The sequence below is a fragment of the Nocardia sp. NPDC058114 genome (assembly GCF_042884695.1).
In the GTDB taxonomy this organism is placed as follows: domain Bacteria; phylum Actinomycetota; class Actinomycetes; order Mycobacteriales; family Mycobacteriaceae; genus Nocardia.
Window position 1 is genome coordinate 327,362 of record NZ_JBHVTK010000001.1, and the last position, 14,901, is coordinate 342,262.

The 14,901-nt window shown below is 69.4% G+C and carries 18 protein-coding genes; 7 read left to right on the forward strand and 11 right to left on the reverse strand.

Going from position 1 to position 14,901, the window contains the following annotated elements:
- Positions 1–38: 38 nt before the first annotated feature.
- Complete coding sequence (locus ACFVVI_RS01445) at positions 39–323, reverse strand: YciI family protein (protein WP_378992382.1); 285 nt, start codon at positions 321–323, stop codon at positions 39–41.
- 28 nt (positions 324–351) lie between these two features.
- Positions 352–918: an amino-acid N-acetyltransferase gene (locus ACFVVI_RS01450; protein ID WP_378992384.1), complete on the reverse strand. Its 567-nt coding sequence runs from the start codon at positions 916–918 to the stop codon at positions 352–354.
- Positions 919–1,173: 255 nt separating this feature from the next.
- On the opposite strand from ACFVVI_RS01450, the gene pgsA reads away from it, so the two are divergent.
- The 5 genes from pgsA to ACFVVI_RS01475 all read left to right on the forward strand — a co-directional run bounded on the left by pgsA (position 1,174) and on the right by ACFVVI_RS01475 (position 4,957).
- On the forward strand, positions 1,174–1,809 hold the full coding sequence (gene pgsA / locus ACFVVI_RS01455) for a CDP-diacylglycerol--glycerol-3-phosphate 3-phosphatidyltransferase (protein ID WP_387442370.1): 636 nt from the start codon (positions 1,174–1,176) through the stop codon (positions 1,807–1,809).
- On the forward strand, positions 1,806–2,297 hold the full coding sequence (locus ACFVVI_RS01460; RefSeq protein ID WP_378992388.1) for a CinA family protein: 492 nt from the start codon (positions 1,806–1,808) through the stop codon (positions 2,295–2,297). The genes pgsA and ACFVVI_RS01460 overlap by 4 nt, the downstream gene beginning before the upstream one ends.
- Positions 2,298–2,388: 91 nt before the next feature.
- On the forward strand, positions 2,389–2,841 hold the full coding sequence (locus ACFVVI_RS01465) for a helix-turn-helix domain-containing protein (RefSeq protein WP_378626573.1): 453 nt from the start codon (positions 2,389–2,391) through the stop codon (positions 2,839–2,841).
- Between the two features lie 196 nt (positions 2,842–3,037).
- Positions 3,038–3,856, forward strand: coding sequence for a phage shock protein PspA (gene pspA / locus ACFVVI_RS01470; protein ID WP_101466599.1), 819 nt, complete (start codon positions 3,038–3,040; stop codon positions 3,854–3,856).
- A gap of 225 nt (positions 3,857–4,081) precedes the next feature.
- Positions 4,082–4,957, forward strand: coding sequence for a hypothetical protein (locus ACFVVI_RS01475; RefSeq protein ID WP_387442373.1), 876 nt, complete (start codon positions 4,082–4,084; stop codon positions 4,955–4,957).
- A gap of 68 nt (positions 4,958–5,025) precedes the next feature.
- On the opposite strand, the gene ACFVVI_RS01480 is transcribed toward ACFVVI_RS01475, so the two are convergent.
- From ACFVVI_RS01480 to ACFVVI_RS01515, 8 genes are all read right to left on the reverse strand, one after another.
- Positions 5,026–6,519 carry a carboxylesterase/lipase family protein gene (locus tag ACFVVI_RS01480; RefSeq protein WP_387442375.1) on the reverse strand — a complete coding sequence of 498 codons (1,494 nt, stop codon included), beginning with the start codon at positions 6,517–6,519 and terminating at the stop codon, positions 5,026–5,028.
- Positions 6,520–6,587: 68 nt separating this feature from the next.
- Positions 6,588–7,283, reverse strand: coding sequence for a maleylpyruvate isomerase family mycothiol-dependent enzyme (locus ACFVVI_RS01485; protein ID WP_387442376.1), 696 nt, complete (start codon positions 7,281–7,283; stop codon positions 6,588–6,590).
- 100 nt (positions 7,284–7,383) lie between these two features.
- Positions 7,384–8,133, reverse strand: a complete 750-nt coding sequence (locus tag ACFVVI_RS01490; protein ID WP_387442378.1) for a GntR family transcriptional regulator — start codon at positions 8,131–8,133, stop codon at positions 7,384–7,386.
- 19 nt (positions 8,134–8,152) lie between these two features.
- Positions 8,153–9,367: a M20 family metallopeptidase gene (locus ACFVVI_RS01495; protein WP_387442380.1), complete on the reverse strand. Its 1,215-nt coding sequence runs from the start codon at positions 9,365–9,367 to the stop codon at positions 8,153–8,155.
- On the reverse strand, positions 9,364–10,371 hold the full coding sequence (locus ACFVVI_RS01500; RefSeq protein ID WP_387442382.1) for an asparaginase: 1,008 nt from the start codon (positions 10,369–10,371) through the stop codon (positions 9,364–9,366). The genes ACFVVI_RS01495 and ACFVVI_RS01500 overlap by 4 nt, the downstream gene beginning before the upstream one ends.
- Complete coding sequence (locus ACFVVI_RS01505; protein ID WP_378988504.1) at positions 10,368–11,330, reverse strand: ABC transporter substrate-binding protein; 963 nt, start codon at positions 11,328–11,330, stop codon at positions 10,368–10,370. The genes ACFVVI_RS01500 and ACFVVI_RS01505 overlap by 4 nt, the downstream gene beginning before the upstream one ends.
- A gap of 40 nt (positions 11,331–11,370) precedes the next feature.
- Positions 11,371–12,144 carry an ABC transporter ATP-binding protein gene (locus ACFVVI_RS01510; protein ID WP_387442385.1) on the reverse strand — a complete coding sequence of 258 codons (774 nt, stop codon included), beginning with the start codon at positions 12,142–12,144 and terminating at the stop codon, positions 11,371–11,373.
- Positions 12,141–12,893: an ABC transporter permease gene (locus ACFVVI_RS01515; RefSeq protein WP_387442387.1), complete on the reverse strand. Its 753-nt coding sequence runs from the start codon at positions 12,891–12,893 to the stop codon at positions 12,141–12,143. The genes ACFVVI_RS01510 and ACFVVI_RS01515 overlap by 4 nt, the downstream gene beginning before the upstream one ends.
- 401 nt (positions 12,894–13,294) lie before the next feature.
- Between ACFVVI_RS01515 and ACFVVI_RS01520 the strand changes: the two genes are divergently transcribed.
- Together ACFVVI_RS01520 and ACFVVI_RS01525 are read left to right on the forward strand one after the other, a co-directional pair.
- The gene (locus ACFVVI_RS01520) at positions 13,295–13,462 is read left to right on the forward strand and encodes a hypothetical protein (RefSeq protein WP_358072878.1); all 168 of its coding nucleotides are present in this window, start codon (positions 13,295–13,297) and stop codon (positions 13,460–13,462) included.
- Between the two features lie 23 nt (positions 13,463–13,485).
- On the forward strand, positions 13,486–14,196 hold the full coding sequence (locus ACFVVI_RS01525) for a PIG-L deacetylase family protein (protein WP_379317220.1): 711 nt from the start codon (positions 13,486–13,488) through the stop codon (positions 14,194–14,196).
- A gap of 56 nt (positions 14,197–14,252) precedes the next feature.
- Here the strand turns inward: ACFVVI_RS01525 and ACFVVI_RS01530 are convergent, their stop codons facing one another.
- Positions 14,253–14,810: an HD domain-containing protein gene (locus tag ACFVVI_RS01530; RefSeq protein ID WP_387442390.1), complete on the reverse strand. Its 558-nt coding sequence runs from the start codon at positions 14,808–14,810 to the stop codon at positions 14,253–14,255.
- Positions 14,811–14,901: the final 91 nt, after the last annotated feature.

A 14,901-nucleotide genomic window follows, 5' to 3' on the forward strand; every position in this document is an offset into this window, starting at 1 on the left:
CCCCGAGGGTTCCGGGCAGCTCTGTCTCCGGGGCTGCGCTACTCGGCGAAGGCGCCCATCACCGGCAACCACTCGACCACGCGGACGGCGTCGATCAGGTCCAGCTTCGCGAATGGGTCGTTGCCCAGCAGTTCGGTCAGCGAGGGCGCGTCCTCGGCGCGGAACAGCAGCAGCGCGCCCGAACCGTCGGGGTAGGGCCCGCTACTGAGCACCGTGCCCGCGTCGACGAGCGCGTTCAGCCAGCCGCGATGCTCGGGTCGGTTGGTCGCGCGGTCGGCCGCCGTCGCATCGGAGTAGGTGTAGTGGACAGCGAAGATCGGCACAGTCGATCACTTTCTCGCGAGGGATTCTCTACAGGGTCAGCAGCATGCGGGTATTGCCGAGGGTGTTCGGCTTGACGAAGCTGAGGTCGAGGAATTCGGCGACACCGGTGTCGTAGGAGCGGCACATCTCCGCGTACACCTCGGCGGTGACGGGCGTGCCGTCGATCTCGACGAACCCGTGCCTGCCGAAGAAGTCCACCTCGAAAGTGAGCACGAACACACGCTGCAACTGCAGTTCGCGGGCGACGGTGACCAGGTGCTCGACCACCGCCCCGCCGACGCCGCGGCCCTTGACGACGGGATCCACTGCGACAGTGCGTACTTCGCCCAGATCGGCCCACAGCACATGCAACGCGCCGCAGCCCACGACGCGCCCGTCGAGCTCGGCGACCCAGAACTCCTGCACCGATTCGTACAGTGTGACCAGGTTCTTCTCCAGCAGGATGCGCCCGGCGTACTCGTCGACCAGACGCTTGATCTCGGGGACATCGGAGGTTCGCGCTCGTCGGACGACCACGCCGGAAACAGGCGCCACAGTGGGCGCGGCAGTATGCGCGTCGCTGGTCGAACCGCTCAAGGGTCCCCGTGAGGTCATGGGTGCACAGTAGTCGGCCGGGTTACCGATAGTCTGAACATGTGCCGCACATCCTGTCGTTCCGCTCCTCGCATCGCGCCGGGCTCGACGACCGGATCGCGCGGCACCGATCGTGCGAGCAAACAGCTCGCGAAACCGTTGGATTTCGGCGCAGTGCCGGTGAGTGCCGAGAGGGCAGCGCATGAACGGTCAGCGTCTGGAGGCGGTAGCTCGCGTGGCCACGCGAGGCGCCCGGTCATGCCACGAGGACAGGGCATGAGCGTGCGACCCGAAGAGATCGATCGTGGGTCGAGTGCGGTGGCGCCGATGCACGGGGTGGCGGAGACGCAGGTTCCGCTGCTCAATATCGCCAACGTGCTGACCATCGCGCGCATCGTGCTGGTGCCGCTGTTCGTGCTGGCGCTGTTCGCCGAGGGCGGGCACGACACCCGCTGGCGGGTCATCGCCGCGGCGGTCTTCGGCCTGGCCGCGATCACCGACCGCTTCGACGGGCAACTGGCCCGCAAATACGGTTTGGTCACCGATTTCGGCAAGCTCGCCGACCCCATCGCGGACAAGGCGCTGATCGGAGCCGCGCTGATCGGGCTCTCGGTACTCGGGGACTTGCCGTGGTGGATCACCCTGGTCATCTGCGGCCGTGAAATCGGCATCACGCTGCTGCGGCTGGTGGTGGTGCGGCGCGGGGTGATCCCGGCCGGACGCGGCGGCAAGCTCAAAACGCTGGTGCAGTCGGTGGCGATCGCGCTGCTGGTGCTGCCGCTGTCGGGGATCTTCGCCACCGCGGGCATGTGGCTGATGTACCTGGCCGTGGCGCTGACGGTGGTCACCGGCCTGGACTATGTGGGGCAGGCGGCCAGGGTGTGGCTGGCGGGTGGACGGTCGCGCTCGTGAGCGATCCGCTCATCGACGGTGCGCCGGTCGCCGAACTGGTCGAGGCCCTGAACGCGGCGGGTCAGACCGTCGCCACGGCCGAATCGCTCACCGCGGGCCTGCTCGCGGCCACGGTGGCGGGAGTTCCCGGTGCGAGCGCGGTGCTGCGGGGCGGCTTGATCGTCTACGCCACCGACCTCAAGAACAGTCTGGCCCGCGTCGACGACGAGCTGCTCCGTACCGACGGACCGGTCGCCGCCTCGACCGCCGAACAGCTCGCTGTGGGGGCGCGGGAGCAGTGTGGCGCGGACTGGGGTCTGGGATTGACCGGGGTCGCCGGACCCGATTCCCAGGACGGGCATCCCGTCGGCACGGTATACCTCGGGTTGGCCGGTCCACATCACAGCGAAGTGGTCCGGTTGAAACTGCACGGTGACCGGTGGACGATCAGACTCGGTGCGGTGCACAGTGCGGTGCGGGAGTTGCTGCGCTGTGTCAGTGTGAAGTAGCCCGGTTCGGGAACCACCGGTCCATGCTCGACGTTGTGCCAGAAAGAGGTGAGCACCGCTACGGCGGTGACACGAGGTGGAGGAGAACGAGATGACGCTGCTGCGGGAGGCAATCGGGGACAGTCTGCGGCGTGCGCGTCTCGCCCAGCATCGAACGCTGCGCGAGGTGTCGACCTCGGCGCGCGTGAGCCTCGGCTATCTGTCGGAAGTGGAGCGCGGCCGCAAGGAAGCCTCCAGTGAACTGCTCGCCAGCATCTGCGAGGCACTCGACGTGCCGCTCTCGCGCGTGCTCTGGGACGTGAGCACCCTGATGGCGGGCGCCGACGGCTCCGCGCCGCGCGAACCCGCGCTGACCGGCCCCGCCGCCGAGCGCGAGCCCGCCGAAGCCGAGCCCGCCACCCTGCCCGAACCCGCCGCGGGCGAGGCTTCCGCCTCCGCGAGCGCGGCGGCCGAGCAGGGCGCGCGCATCGGCATCGCCGAAGACACCCGCATCGTCATCCCGGCCCCGAGGGCCGAGATGCTGGTACTGGTGAAGGGAATGTGACGCGGCGAACCCTGCGCCCGGCGCGCGAGACGCTGCACACCGCTGGTGAGAACGGATAGATTCTCATCAGGCGTCGATCGGTCCGGCCACTGCCGGTCCGGGTGCCGCATGGTGAAGGATAAGCACGTATCTGGTGCGTGACGGTCGCGTACCACCAGTCGCACGAGCGACGCACAGATGGAGGCGGGATCAATCGATGGCTAATCCGTTCGTGAAGGCCTGGAAGTACATGATGGCCCTCTTCGACTCCAAGATCGAAGAGCATGCGGATCCGAAGGTCCAGATTCAGCAGGCTATCGAGGAGGCGCAGCGTCAGCATCAGGCGCTGTCGCAGCAGGCGGCGTCGGTGATCGGTAACCAGCGTCAGCTGGAGATGAAGCTGAACCGCCAGCTCGACGAGGTCGAGAAGCTCAACGCCAACGCCCGTCAGGCCGTCACCCTGGCCGATCAGGCACAGGCGGCGGGCGACACCGAGAAGGCGATCCAGTACACCAACGCCGCCGAGGCGTTCGCCGCCCAGCTGGTCACCGCCGAGCAGTCGGTGGAAGACCTCAAGGTGCTGCACGATCAGTCCCTGCAGGCCGCCGCACAGGCCAAGAAGGCGGTCGAGCAGAACGCGATGATGTTGCAGCAGAAGGTCGCCGAGCGCACCAAGCTGCTCAGCCAGCTCGAGCAGGCCAAGATGCAGGAGCAGGTCTCGGCCTCGCTGCAGCAGATGGATTCCACCCTGTCCGCGCCGGGCTCCACGCCCAGCCTGGACGCCGTGCGCGACAAGATCGAGCGCCGCTACGCCAACGCGCTCGGCTCGGCCGAGCTGGCGCAGAACACGGTGCAGGGTCGCATGATGGAGGTGCAGCAGGCCAGCGTCCAGATGGCCGGGCACAGCAAGCTCGAGCAGATCCGCGCCTCCATGCGCGGTGATGCGTTGCCCACCGGCAACAACAACGCGGCGATCAACCCGGCGCAGCCCAAGGCCGCACCGGCACCGAACATCGACAAGGGCCAAGCGCTGTAATATTCGGAGCGCTGGCGCGCTCGAGTTCGCGGCCCCTTGTGTCCCGTCGATCAGGCACCGTTGCTTGCTCCTTCGTCGCCTACGCAACGGCACCTGATCGACGGGACGGCCGCGAACCGCCGCTTCGCGGCGGACCCTCCTCGAGGTCGGGTCGTACGGGGTTGGGAAGGCCGGCGTCGGTACCTGCGGCAGCAGCGGGTGCTCGAGCAGCGGAAGGATGAGGGGATGAACGGCAACAGGCGGCGCGCGCGTGCCGAGATCGTGGATCCGGCGGCGATCGCGCAGGTCGCGGTGGCGGGCTCGATGCCCGCGACGCTGCGGGGGGTCGGTGAGCAGGCACTGGTCGCGGTGCGGCGTTGGGCCGACCCGCGTGAACGGGAGCTGCGCCGTCGGCGACGGGTCCGCAGGCGCAGTTTTCAGCTCGGCACCGCCTCCGGTATCACCACGGTCGGCGCGGTCGGTCTTGCCGTGATCTCGGCGCCCGCCTGGGCGGTCGTGGTGATCGGTGGTGGCGCCATAGCCTTCGTCACCGGTACCGCTCTCAGCGCCCGCCGCTACCTGGAGTTGCGCAACAAGCCCTTACCCCAGGCGGCTTTCGTCGCCCGCAAGTCGCCCGGCCTGCGATCGGCCGCGCGCGCCCCTATCCAGCGCCTGATCCGTGCCGAACGGGCGCTCTACGACCTCGGTGCCCAGATCGCGCGCACCCGCCGCCTCCCCGAAGACGAACTGCGCGACCTGCTCGAGACGGCCCGCTCCGGCGCGGCCGCCCTGCACGCGCTCGCCACCGACGTCGTCGCCATGGAACAGGCCGCCGACACCGTCGGCCGCGCCAATCCCGACACCGTCGCGGCGCTGAAAACCACTGTCGCCGGCGTGCTCACGCGCCTGGAGACCGGTGTGGTCGAGTACGAACAGCTCGTTGCCGCCGCGGCCCGCATCCTCGCGGTTCCCGAGGACTCGGTGCTGGCGTACCAGTTCAACGGCATCGTCGCCGATCTTCGTGAAGCCGCCGACCGCCTCGACGGCTGGGCCCAAGCGCTCACCGAGATGGCCGACCAGGGCCCCGACTTGTTCGCCGGCGGAACGGATTCCGTCCGCTAGCCCCTCTCGGACCACCGCGACTTCCGGTCGGCACGCCGGTTCGGGACGCGGTGTGCCGACCAGGAGGATCAGGCTGGGGCGATGGCCTTGCGCAGGGCCGCGAGTTCGGTGGCGCGGGGATCGGTGACGGTGGCGGACTCGGGGTTGTCGAAGATCCGGACGTTCTTCTCGTCGGTGGTGAACGGGGCCCAGCCGGTGGTGCCGTCGGTGGCGAAAGCGACCCAGGCGGCGTGGATTTCGTCGGCCAGCGCCTGAGGTGGGGTGGGTCCGGTCAGGGTATGGGCGTCGTCGATGGTGTCGAAGACGAACGGGACCTCCAAGACGTGGCAGGCGCCGAGGCCGGGAAGTCCGGTGGGCCACGCGAATTCGTACACATGGGTGGGGACGGTGGCGGCGCAGGCTTCGGCGAAGTCGTAGGTGCCGGAGCGGAAGCTCATGTCGGTGAGGACGGCGTTGAAGATCTCGGCGGGGGTGGCATCCGGGCGCTCTGTCGAATAGACCTGGGCGACAGCGGGATCGATGCCGTAGCGGGTGAGGACGAAGGGCAGGGTGTCGGTGGTGATGGCGGCGGCGAGCCCTGCCGGGACGGTGAAGAAGCGGAACTCGTCGGCGGTGGTGCCCGCGATGAGGGGGACCGCGCGATCCGGATGGGCGCGCAGCACCTCCGTCGGCGGGCCCGCGACGATGTCGTCGTCGATCACCGGGAACAGGCTCATGATGCCGCCGCCCAGCTGGATCACCGAGTCGCCCCACCGCTGCGGATCGGGGTCGGTCATCACGGCCAGCGCGACGGCGTTCTGCGCCGTGCGCAACTCGTCCGGACCCAGTTTCCCGAAATCCTGCGCGGTAGGCGAGATTCCGAGCTCGGCGGCCAGCGCGGCCGACACCTTGCGCGCGTCCTCGGGATCGGCGGCGACCGCACCGTTGCCGCTCTGCATGATCGCCCGGCGGAACAGCCCGGCCGTCTGCGGTGCGGCGATCAGCGCCGCCACACTCATCGCGCCGGCGGACTCACCGAAGATCGTCACCTTGTCGGGGTCGCCACCGAAGGCGGCGATGTTCTCGCGCACCCAGCGCAAGGCGAAGATCTGGTCGTGCAGACCGCGATTGGACGGTGCGCCCTCGATCTCGGCGAAGCCCGACACCCCGAGCCGGTAGTTGATCCCCACCATCACCACGCCGTCGCGCGCGAACGCCGACCCATCGTAGATTGCCCGCGCGTTGGACCCGCGGACGAACGCGCCACCGTGAATCCACACCAGCACCGGTAGACCCGAAGCGGCGGAGTCGGGCGTCCACACGTTCGCGTTGAGGTACTCGTCGCCAGGGATACCGTCACTGCCGATGAGGGCGTGGATCGGCGCGGGATACGGCGTCTGTGCGCAGGTGGCGCCCATTTCGGTCGCGTCTCGCACGCCGTCCCAGGCGGGCGCGGCCTCGGGCAGCTGGAAACGTTTCGGCCCGACCGGCGCCGCCGCGTACGGCACCCCGAGAAAACGGGTGATCCCGGCCTCGGTGTGGCCGCGGATCGCGCCACTCGTGGTCGTGACGATGGGTTCCATGACAAGTCCTCCTACGCGCGGTGAGCCCCGATTATGGGCGCTTGTCCGGTTCGCCGTCAGTCGTTTGCCTACGGAACGAGCGGTCCGGCGAGTACTCGCTCGCCCGCCGTGCGGTCGCCGTCCCAGGTGAACTCCGGGTCGTCGCCGGATTTGCGTCCCCACAGGGCCAGGAGCAGGTCCGACGCGGTACCCGCCAGCTCGGCTACCGACTCGCCCGGACCGTAGGTCCAGGTGCCGCCGGTATCGGTGGCCCGCAGCCGCAGCGCCACCTCGGGTTCGACCGCCAGGCCGCGGTGGATCATCCGCAGAGCGAACAGTTCGAAGACCTCATCGATGCCGTCGACAGCGAGATCGGAGTCGAACGGGTCGGCCTTGCCGAGCGCGTTCTGACCGTCCCACAGGTGCATGAGCGTCTCGTGGGCGCGGCGCCGCCGCCAGAAACCGACGGTGCGCGGCATGGACCGGGTGAAGGTCCAGGCCTCCTGGTTCTCGTCCGCGGACAGCGAGGTCACCATGGCGTCGGCGGTCGACTCGTACCACTCGCGCAGGGCGGCGGGATCTCTCGGCGCGGGCTCGCCCTCGAAATCGCCGCGCAGCTCGGCCACCGCGGTGACCACCCACAGATTGCCGCGCCCGACATGGTCGACGAGGTCGTAGAACACCCAGTCGCCGCAGGACGGCACCGGCGCGGCCAGATCGGTGTCGGGGGTGATGAGCTCACCGAAGGCGGTGAGCTTCGCACAGAGCAACGCCAAGTAGTCCATGCCGATCACGGTAGCCCGGCACTCGACACGCTGCCGGTCGGCTCTACCGCGAGACGAGGCGGGCCCGGCACCATGGGGCCTTCGGATGTGACGTTCGCCGTCAGGTCGCGGGCGCGGACATGCGCAGGGTGATCCGGTCACCGCGCATCCGGACGAATTCCAGGCAGGCAGGCGAACCGTCGCTGAGCCGTGTCGTGCGCTGCAGGACGAGAAGCGCGCTGCCCGGCGTCACGCCGAGAAGCGCCGCACAGTGTTCGTCGGCGTTGACCGCGTCGAGGTTGATCGAGACTGTGGTGAGGCGGTCGTCGGCCGCGCGCTCGATCAGCGCGAAGAGGTCTTCGGTTTCCAGATCGGCCTGCAGGAGCGCGGTGCCGATGTCGAGTGGCAGGTAGGTCAGATCCAGGGAGATCGGTTCCCCGTCGACCCGTCGCAGGCGTTCGATGTAGCAGACGTGCGCGCCCGGCTCGAGTCCCAGCGCGACCGCGACCGCGGTCGGCGGACGCACCTGACCGGCGGTGCGGACCTGGTTGACGACGGTCCCGTGCCCGCGCAGCGAGGCGGCCAGACCCCGGGTGGCGGCGATGGTGTGTTCGAGCTTGGGCCGCCGCACCACCGTGCCGACGCCGGGCAACCGGTCGACCAGTCCTTCGCGCCGCAGGATCTCCAGCGCCTCGCGAATGCTGTTGCGCGACACACTGAATTCGCGCTGCAGGACGGCCTCGGCGGGCAGTTTGGCCGCGACGGCACCCTGGGCGATCTGCTGACGCAGCACGTCGGCGACCTGCCTGGCCCGATCCGAACGCGATCGCCGCCCGGGGTGCGCGCGGATCGGGTCGGGCCGGTGTGTCACGCGCCGAGCATAACCAGCGTCATCCCGGCCGCCGCAGATACCGGCCGACGGCGGCGGCGAGCGCTTCGGCGGCGAACTCCATCGTGGTGATGCCGATGCTCTCGTCGTAGACCGCCCAGCCGTCGTCGCCCGGTCCGAAGGTCACCGCGGGGATGCCCGCGTGCCGGAATCGGATGGTGTCGCAGTAGGCGGGTTTGGTGTAGGTGCGGGCTGGTCCACCGCCTGCGTCGTGATAGCCGGCCCTGAGCGCGGCGACGATCGGTTCGTCGACATCGAGGGGCTCGGTGCCGGGGACGAAGGTCGGTCCCGGCGCGTAGGTGACGTGGACATCGGTGCCCGCCGTCGGGTGGTCGCGGGCGATGTCGGCGATCCGTTGCAGCAGCTCGGCGCGATTCACCTCGGGCCCGAGCCCGACGACGGCGATCCGGGCCGACGCGGTGAGCGGGGTGAACTGCGCCATTCCGGCCTCGCCCGCGTCGAGCCCGACCACACTGTGTCCCCAGCCCTCGGGGAGTGCGCTCAGGCCGCCGAGCACCGTGAGCAGGGCGTGGGCGGCGTTGATTCCGGTATCGGGTCGCCAGATGTGGCTGGAGCGGCCGCGCACCTCGATGTCGATCAGCGCGTGCCCGGTGTGCTGGGTGGCGATCGCGACGCCGGTCCCCGACTCGTCGGTCCAAGCGGTGGGCTCCACGGTGATGCTCGCGTCCGCGCGCAGCCCGTGTTGCTCGAGCAGGTACAACGCGCCTTCGACGCCGTTGCGTTCCTCGTCGACGGTCAGCGCCACCACCAGGGTGCCCGTCTCGGGCGGTTCGGCGCAGACCCGGGCGACCGCGCTGAGCAAGGTGGCGAGGTTGCCCCGGGTGTCGGAGGTACCGCGCGCGTACACCCGGCCGTCCGCGACCACCGCGCGGAAGGGGTTGTCGCACTTGGTCCACCGGCTCGGCGGACCGGAGGGGTAGGTGTCGAGGTGATCGTTGAGCAGCAGGGTGGGCCCCGGTCCGAATGCCTTGGTGGCGAGCAGATTGGCGCGCGTCGGGGTTCGTCCCACGAGCCGGGTCTCGAAGCCCAGTTCGGTGAGCAGCGGCGCGATCTCCTGCGCGGCCCTGGTCTCCTCGGGTGGTCGGGCAGGCCCGTCGAGACTGTTCTCGCACCAGGGCTGCCCGGCGGGGACCAGCAGTTCGACGAGTTCGGTAAGGCTCAGGGCGGCCAGGCGGGGGGTGTGCACGATGGTCACGTCAGCGACTCCAGATGGTGGATGAGGGTGGACCGCACCGCGTTCGCGGTCAGTCCACGGGACACGGCGACGGTGAGGAAGACCCGCACCTGGTGCGGGGTGATGTGATCGGCGAGCACGATGCCCGCCTCGACGAGTCGTCCACCGCCGCCGCGATAGCCGTAGACCGCGGCGGTGCGGCTGTCGGCGGCACGGGTGGCGACCACGACGAGGGTGCCCGCGGCGGCCAGTTCGATCGCTGTGGAGGCGAGTGCGGGCGGCAGATTCCCGGCCCCGTTGCCCGCGATCACCACCGCGTCGGCGTCCACCGCGACCGCCCGGAGCGCGAGGTCGTCGGCGCCCAGCGCCGCCCCGACCAGCGGGACCCGGGCGATGCGAGCGCCTGGCGGCCCCAGCACCGTCGCCGGCGCGGGCGCCGGGTGCTCGGCCGTGACGACGGCACCCTCCTTCGTGGCCGACGCCGACCGCGCGGCGGGGCCTTTCACCTGACCGAGGGCTGGTCGGCCAGGGGTGGCGAACGCGTCGAGGCCGATGCCTGCCACCTTCTGGACGCCGCGTCCGAGCCAGATCGCCCCGGCGAACGCGACCACCGGTTCGCTCGACACCGGTGTGTCGACGGCAGCGAGGGCGGCCCGCAGATTCGCGACGGCATCGGAACCGGGCTCGCCGCCGGGTTCCATCGAGCCGGTCACCACCACGGGCACGGTCCACGGCCCGGTGTAGGTGAGCCAGGCGGCCACCTCCTCGATGGAATCGGTGCCGGTGGTGACGATCAGCCCGGTGCTGCCACGGTGCTGCGCGGCCGTCATGGCGGCGTGCAGGTTACGCAGGTGATCGAAGTCGACTTCGGAGCCGCCGACCCGAGCCACCTCTACGGCGTCGAGGACAGGATCGCCGCCGAGGAGTCGCGCGACGCCGACGGCATCGAGGGTGGGGACGGCGAGACCGTCGACCAGTCGCATGCTGATGGTCCCGCCGAGAGTGAACAGCGTGGGGGTACTCATGACTGCGGCAGGGCGCTCGCGTCGAGCAGGCGCGGGTAGTCGGCAGTGGGAACTGCCGGATCGAGATAGTTCTTCGAGCGGGCCCACAGGGCGAGCGCATCGAGATTGCCTGCCAGCTCGGGGCGCAGTTGCAGCGTGAAATCGAACTCGCGCAACACCTTCTCGACCAGGGCGGACGCGAGTTTCGTCGCGTCGGCGACCGCCGCGACGGCGGCCGCGTCGTGCTCGGCGAGCGCGGTGCCCGCCTCGGCGATGGCGTCGAAGAACTTGCGGAACGTCGCGGCCTTCTGCTGGGCGACGCCCGCCTGCGCCAGGTACAGGCTGTGCTGGCGGTACGGGTCGGCGGTCACGTCCAGCTCCACCGCGTCGCCGCCGAGCACTTCGATGGCCTGGGTCTGGTAGGGCTGGAAGATCGAGACGGCGTCCACATCGCCCTTGCTGATCGCGGTGGTGATCGTCGCGGGCGCCACCTGGACCAGTTCGGCCTCGACTCCGGCGCCTGCCAGCGCCTTCGCCGCGAAATAGGCGGCACTGGTGCCCAGCGGCGTGCCGATCTTCTTGCCCGCCAACTGGTTCAGGCTCTCGATGCCGCGCCGGGCGACGATCCGCGACCCCATCCAGCGTGACCCGTCGGCCACCACCCGCAGATCGCCGGACTTGGCCAGCGCGCTGGCGGTCGGGACATCGGCGGCGGTGGTGATGTCGACCTGTCCGCCCTGCAATGCCTGCAGGGCCTGCACACCGGTCGAGAAGTTCACCACTCGCACGGTGACCCCGTGCCGGGTGAAGATGCCCCCCTGCTGAGCGACCGGGATCTGCGCCCACGACGGGTCGACGACGAAACCGACGGTGAGCGTGTCGGTTCCGGTGGTGGCATCACCCGCGCACCCGGCCAGTGACAGGGCGGTGGTGGCGGCGACGAGCAGGGCGGCGCAGGCTCTGCGCAGTGATCCGGACATGAGTGACCTCCGAGAGTGGTTCGGTACGAACAGAAGTGGTTCAGTGCGACAGGAGATCGTCTGCTTCGACCCACAATTCGGCGTGCAGACGGCGACGGAGTGCGCTGTATCCCGGCAACTCGGCGAGCCGGTCGGCGGGACGCGGACGGGGCAGCGGGTTGTCGAACCGGGCCCGGATGGTGCCCGCGCCGAGGATGACGAAATGGTCGGCCAACCGGATCGCCTCGTCCACGTCGTGCGTCACGAACAGCACTGTGCGGCCCGAATTCGCCCATAGCTCGGTCACCAGATCCTGCATGTGCAACCGGGTTTGGGCGTCCAGTGCGGCGAAGGGTTCGTCCATCAGCATCACCTCCGGGTCACCGGCGAGCATCCGGGCGACACCGACTCGCTGGCGCATACCGCCCGACAGTTCGTGCGGTCGGCGGGTGGCGACGTCGGCGGGCAGGTGCACCGCGGCGAGCAGTTCCGCGATCCGTGCGGGCCGTGCCCGCCGCGGCATACCGGCGGCGCCGAGGACGAAGTCCAGGTTGGCGCGCACACTGCTCCAGGGGAACAGCACGTCACGCTGGAACACGACACCGCGTCGTGGCGCCGGTCCGGTGATCGGTACCCCGTTCTCGGTGACCACACCGGAGTCGGGTCGGCGCAGGCCGGCGAAGCAGTCGAGCAGGGTCGATTTGCCGCAGCCGGACGGCCCGACGAGCACGGTGCACGAGCCGGCCGCGACGGTGAGCGAGAGATCGTCGAGGACGGGGGTGTCGCGGCGGGCGAATCGGACGGTGACGCCGCTCGCGGTCAGGGTGAGGCTCATCGTTCTTCCTTGTCCCAGCCGATGAACGGGGCCGCGGCCCGCGCCACCACCTGATCGCACAGCACCCCGAGAACTCCCAGTACGAGCAGGCAGAACAGCATGCGATCGACTTGCGAGAACAGTTGCGCCTGGGCGATGCGATAGCCCAGTCCCTCGGTGGTACCCGCCATTTCCGCGACCACGATCAACACGAATGCGGTGGCGGTACCGACCCGCAATCCGGTGACGATATCGGGAAATGCCTCGGGGAGCACCACCCGAATCAGCGTGCGCCAACGGGAAGCGCCCGCGCAGCGCGCGACTTTCAGGAAATCGGCGGGTGTCGCCGAAAGTCCGGAATGGGTATTGATCCATACCGGGACGAACACACCGAGCGCGATCACGAACTGTTTACTGCCTTCGCCGAGCCCGAACCACAGAATGGCCAGGGGGACCAGCGCGACCGTCGGCACCGGCGCGAACAATCGCAGTACCGGCTGCACGACCAGACGGCCCACCCTGGTGGTGGCGGTGAGCGCGCCCACCGGGATCGCGACCAGCACACCCACCGCGAAACCCCGGACCACCCGGTCGAGGCTGGCCAGTGAATCCGCGCGCAGGGTTCCGTCGCGCCACATCGCGGCGCCGGCCGAGGCGATCTCGTCGAGGCCGGGAAACAATACCGCCGGGAAAATTCCCCACCTTTCGATCGCGGTCCAGATCAGCGCCACGGCGAGAATGCCGATTCCCGCGGTGATTGTCCGAGCCACGGGAACGGAAATCACGGTGAGTGCGTGGCGCCGCGGTGATTCCGCCGTTGATATCCCCGGGGCGGGTATTTCGAGGGTTTCCGTTGTCACGGGCTGTCCCACCTTTCCTGCGTCAGGAATGTTATAGAGCGGCGGTATTACGCCGAGGTGTCCGCGAACAGGTCCGGCGTGCTACGCCACCTGCGCACCCGGGAACCGGCCGATGGCGGGCGCGCGAGAGGACGGATACGCCACCGGATTCACCGTGATCCGAAACGTCGTACCGCTGGGCCCGAGATCTCGGGGTGAACCCTGATCTACACCCGGATATCGGTGCTGACCTGGTGATCTATTGCTCGCCGGGTGGGAGGATCGGAGGTGTCGGATCGCTGGACGGCGGTCGCAGAGGTGAAGGAGTCGTCATGGTCTTGAAAGTCATCGGCATCGTCGTGGTCGCGGTGATCGCGTTCTGGATTCTCGGCGCGCTGATCGAGGCGCTGATGCCCATCCTGGTGATCGGGGCGATCGGCACCGGCGTGTACCTGCTGTACAAGGCGGTGTCGGGGAGCGACAAGACCCCGATCAGTTAGTCGTCTGTGGTTAGCATGGCGGGGTGGAACAGGTACCCGAGGACTGGCAGCGCGGACTGGTGATCGTCGCGCACCCCGACGACATCGAATACGGCGCCGCGGCGGCGGTCGCGCGATGGACGGGGCAGGGCAAGGACATTCGCTACCTGCTCGTCACGCGCGGCGAGGCGGGGATCGCCGGGATGCCGCCCGCGCAGGCCGGGCCGTTGCGGGAGATCGAGGAGATCTCGGGCGCCCGTGAGGTCGGCGTGCACACCGTCGAATTCCTCGACCATTCCGACGGCCGCATCGAGGAAGGTCTCACCCTGCGAAGGGAACTCGCCGCCGCGCTGCGCAGACATCGCCCGGAGATGGTGGTGCTGTTCAACTTCGGCGACACCTGGGCGCCCGGCGTGGTCAACAGTGCCGATCACCGGGCCGTCGGCCGATCGGCGATGGACGCGATCTCCGACGCGGGCAACGAGTGGATCTTCCCCGAAATCGCTGATCTGCCACCGTGGTCGGCGCGGTGGGCCGCCGTGGTCGGTCCCGTGGCCACCCATGCTGTCGACGTGAGCGCTCAGCTGGAGCAGGCGCGCGCGTCGTTGTCGGCGCATCGGCGTTACCTGCAGGTGCTGAGCCCGGTGCCGGTGGAGGAGCAGGTGCGCGAGATCGTCAGCTTCGCCACGGGTCCCAAGGAAGGGTTCCCCGCCGAACACGCCGTCGGGTTCGAACTGTTCACCTTCGGCGGCTGATCAGCGACTCGCGCATCGATGATGTTGCGGTGCAAGGGCACTGGGTGCCGTCGCCATCAGAGCCGTCGGGCCGCGACGCGCTCGACAAGTGGCCGCCACTCCTGAAGCGGCGCGACCCGTAGGCCGACCACCTTGCCCGCGTCATCGGCCCTTCGCAGCGCGAGGGCCGCGGCGAAGTCGGGGTCCGCGCGGAACGAATCGGTCTCGGTGGGCGTCATCGGGCCGCCCTGTGCGACGAGCGTGCGGTGACTCGAGGCCGACAACCCGGCCGCGTGTGCTGGATCCGTTGCCACCAGAAAGCGTTTCGCGGTCACGTGGAGTTCGATCAGGCGCGCTACCCGGGGGCCGAGCAGCGTACGCACCGCCTCGGCGCCGTGCCTGCCGTGGCCCGCGTCGTCACCGGGGAAAAGTACATGGCCGATGTCGTGCAGCAGACCCGCGACCTGGAGTTCTTCGTCGTCGGGGAAGTCGCGGCGGAGCAACTGCGCGCACTGGCGATCGTGATCGAGGATGTCGACCGGGTCGCCGGTGCGGTCTGCGGTGTCCCAGGCGCCGGCGCACCGCTCGAGCAGCGCGAACAGGTCGTCGACGGTGTCGATTCCGGGGTGTCGCACGTGCTCGCTCCTGATGGTGTCGCTCGGACGGATCGGTCTCGCGGCGGTCAAGGTAGCGCAGAAATCGTGGATCGGTCGTCCGAGGTGGGCG

Coding starts and splice junctions, on each gene's coding strand:
- ACFVVI_RS01450 (WP_378992384.1), bottom strand. CDS start 918: ATGACCTCACGGGGACCCTTGAGCGGTTCGACCAGCGACGCGCATACT.
- pgsA (WP_387442370.1), top strand. CDS start 1,174: ATGAGCGTGCGACCCGAAGAGATCGATCGTGGGTCGAGTGCGGTGGCG.
- ACFVVI_RS01465 (WP_378626573.1), top strand. CDS start 2,389: ATGACGCTGCTGCGGGAGGCAATCGGGGACAGTCTGCGGCGTGCGCGT.
- pspA (WP_101466599.1), top strand. CDS start 3,038: ATGGCTAATCCGTTCGTGAAGGCCTGGAAGTACATGATGGCCCTCTTC.
- ACFVVI_RS01475 (WP_387442373.1), top strand. CDS start 4,082: ATGAACGGCAACAGGCGGCGCGCGCGTGCCGAGATCGTGGATCCGGCG.
- ACFVVI_RS01480 (WP_387442375.1), bottom strand. CDS start 6,519: ATGGAACCCATCGTCACGACCACGAGTGGCGCGATCCGCGGCCACACC.
- ACFVVI_RS01485 (WP_387442376.1), bottom strand. CDS start 7,283: ATGGACTACTTGGCGTTGCTCTGTGCGAAGCTCACCGCCTTCGGTGAG.
- ACFVVI_RS01500 (WP_387442382.1), bottom strand. CDS start 10,371: ATGAGTACCCCCACGCTGTTCACTCTCGGCGGGACCATCAGCATGCGA.
- ACFVVI_RS01505 (WP_378988504.1), bottom strand. CDS start 11,330: ATGTCCGGATCACTGCGCAGAGCCTGCGCCGCCCTGCTCGTCGCCGCC.
- ACFVVI_RS01510 (WP_387442385.1), bottom strand. CDS start 12,144: ATGAGCCTCACCCTGACCGCGAGCGGCGTCACCGTCCGATTCGCCCGC.
- ACFVVI_RS01520 (WP_358072878.1), top strand. CDS start 13,295: ATGGTCTTGAAAGTCATCGGCATCGTCGTGGTCGCGGTGATCGCGTTC.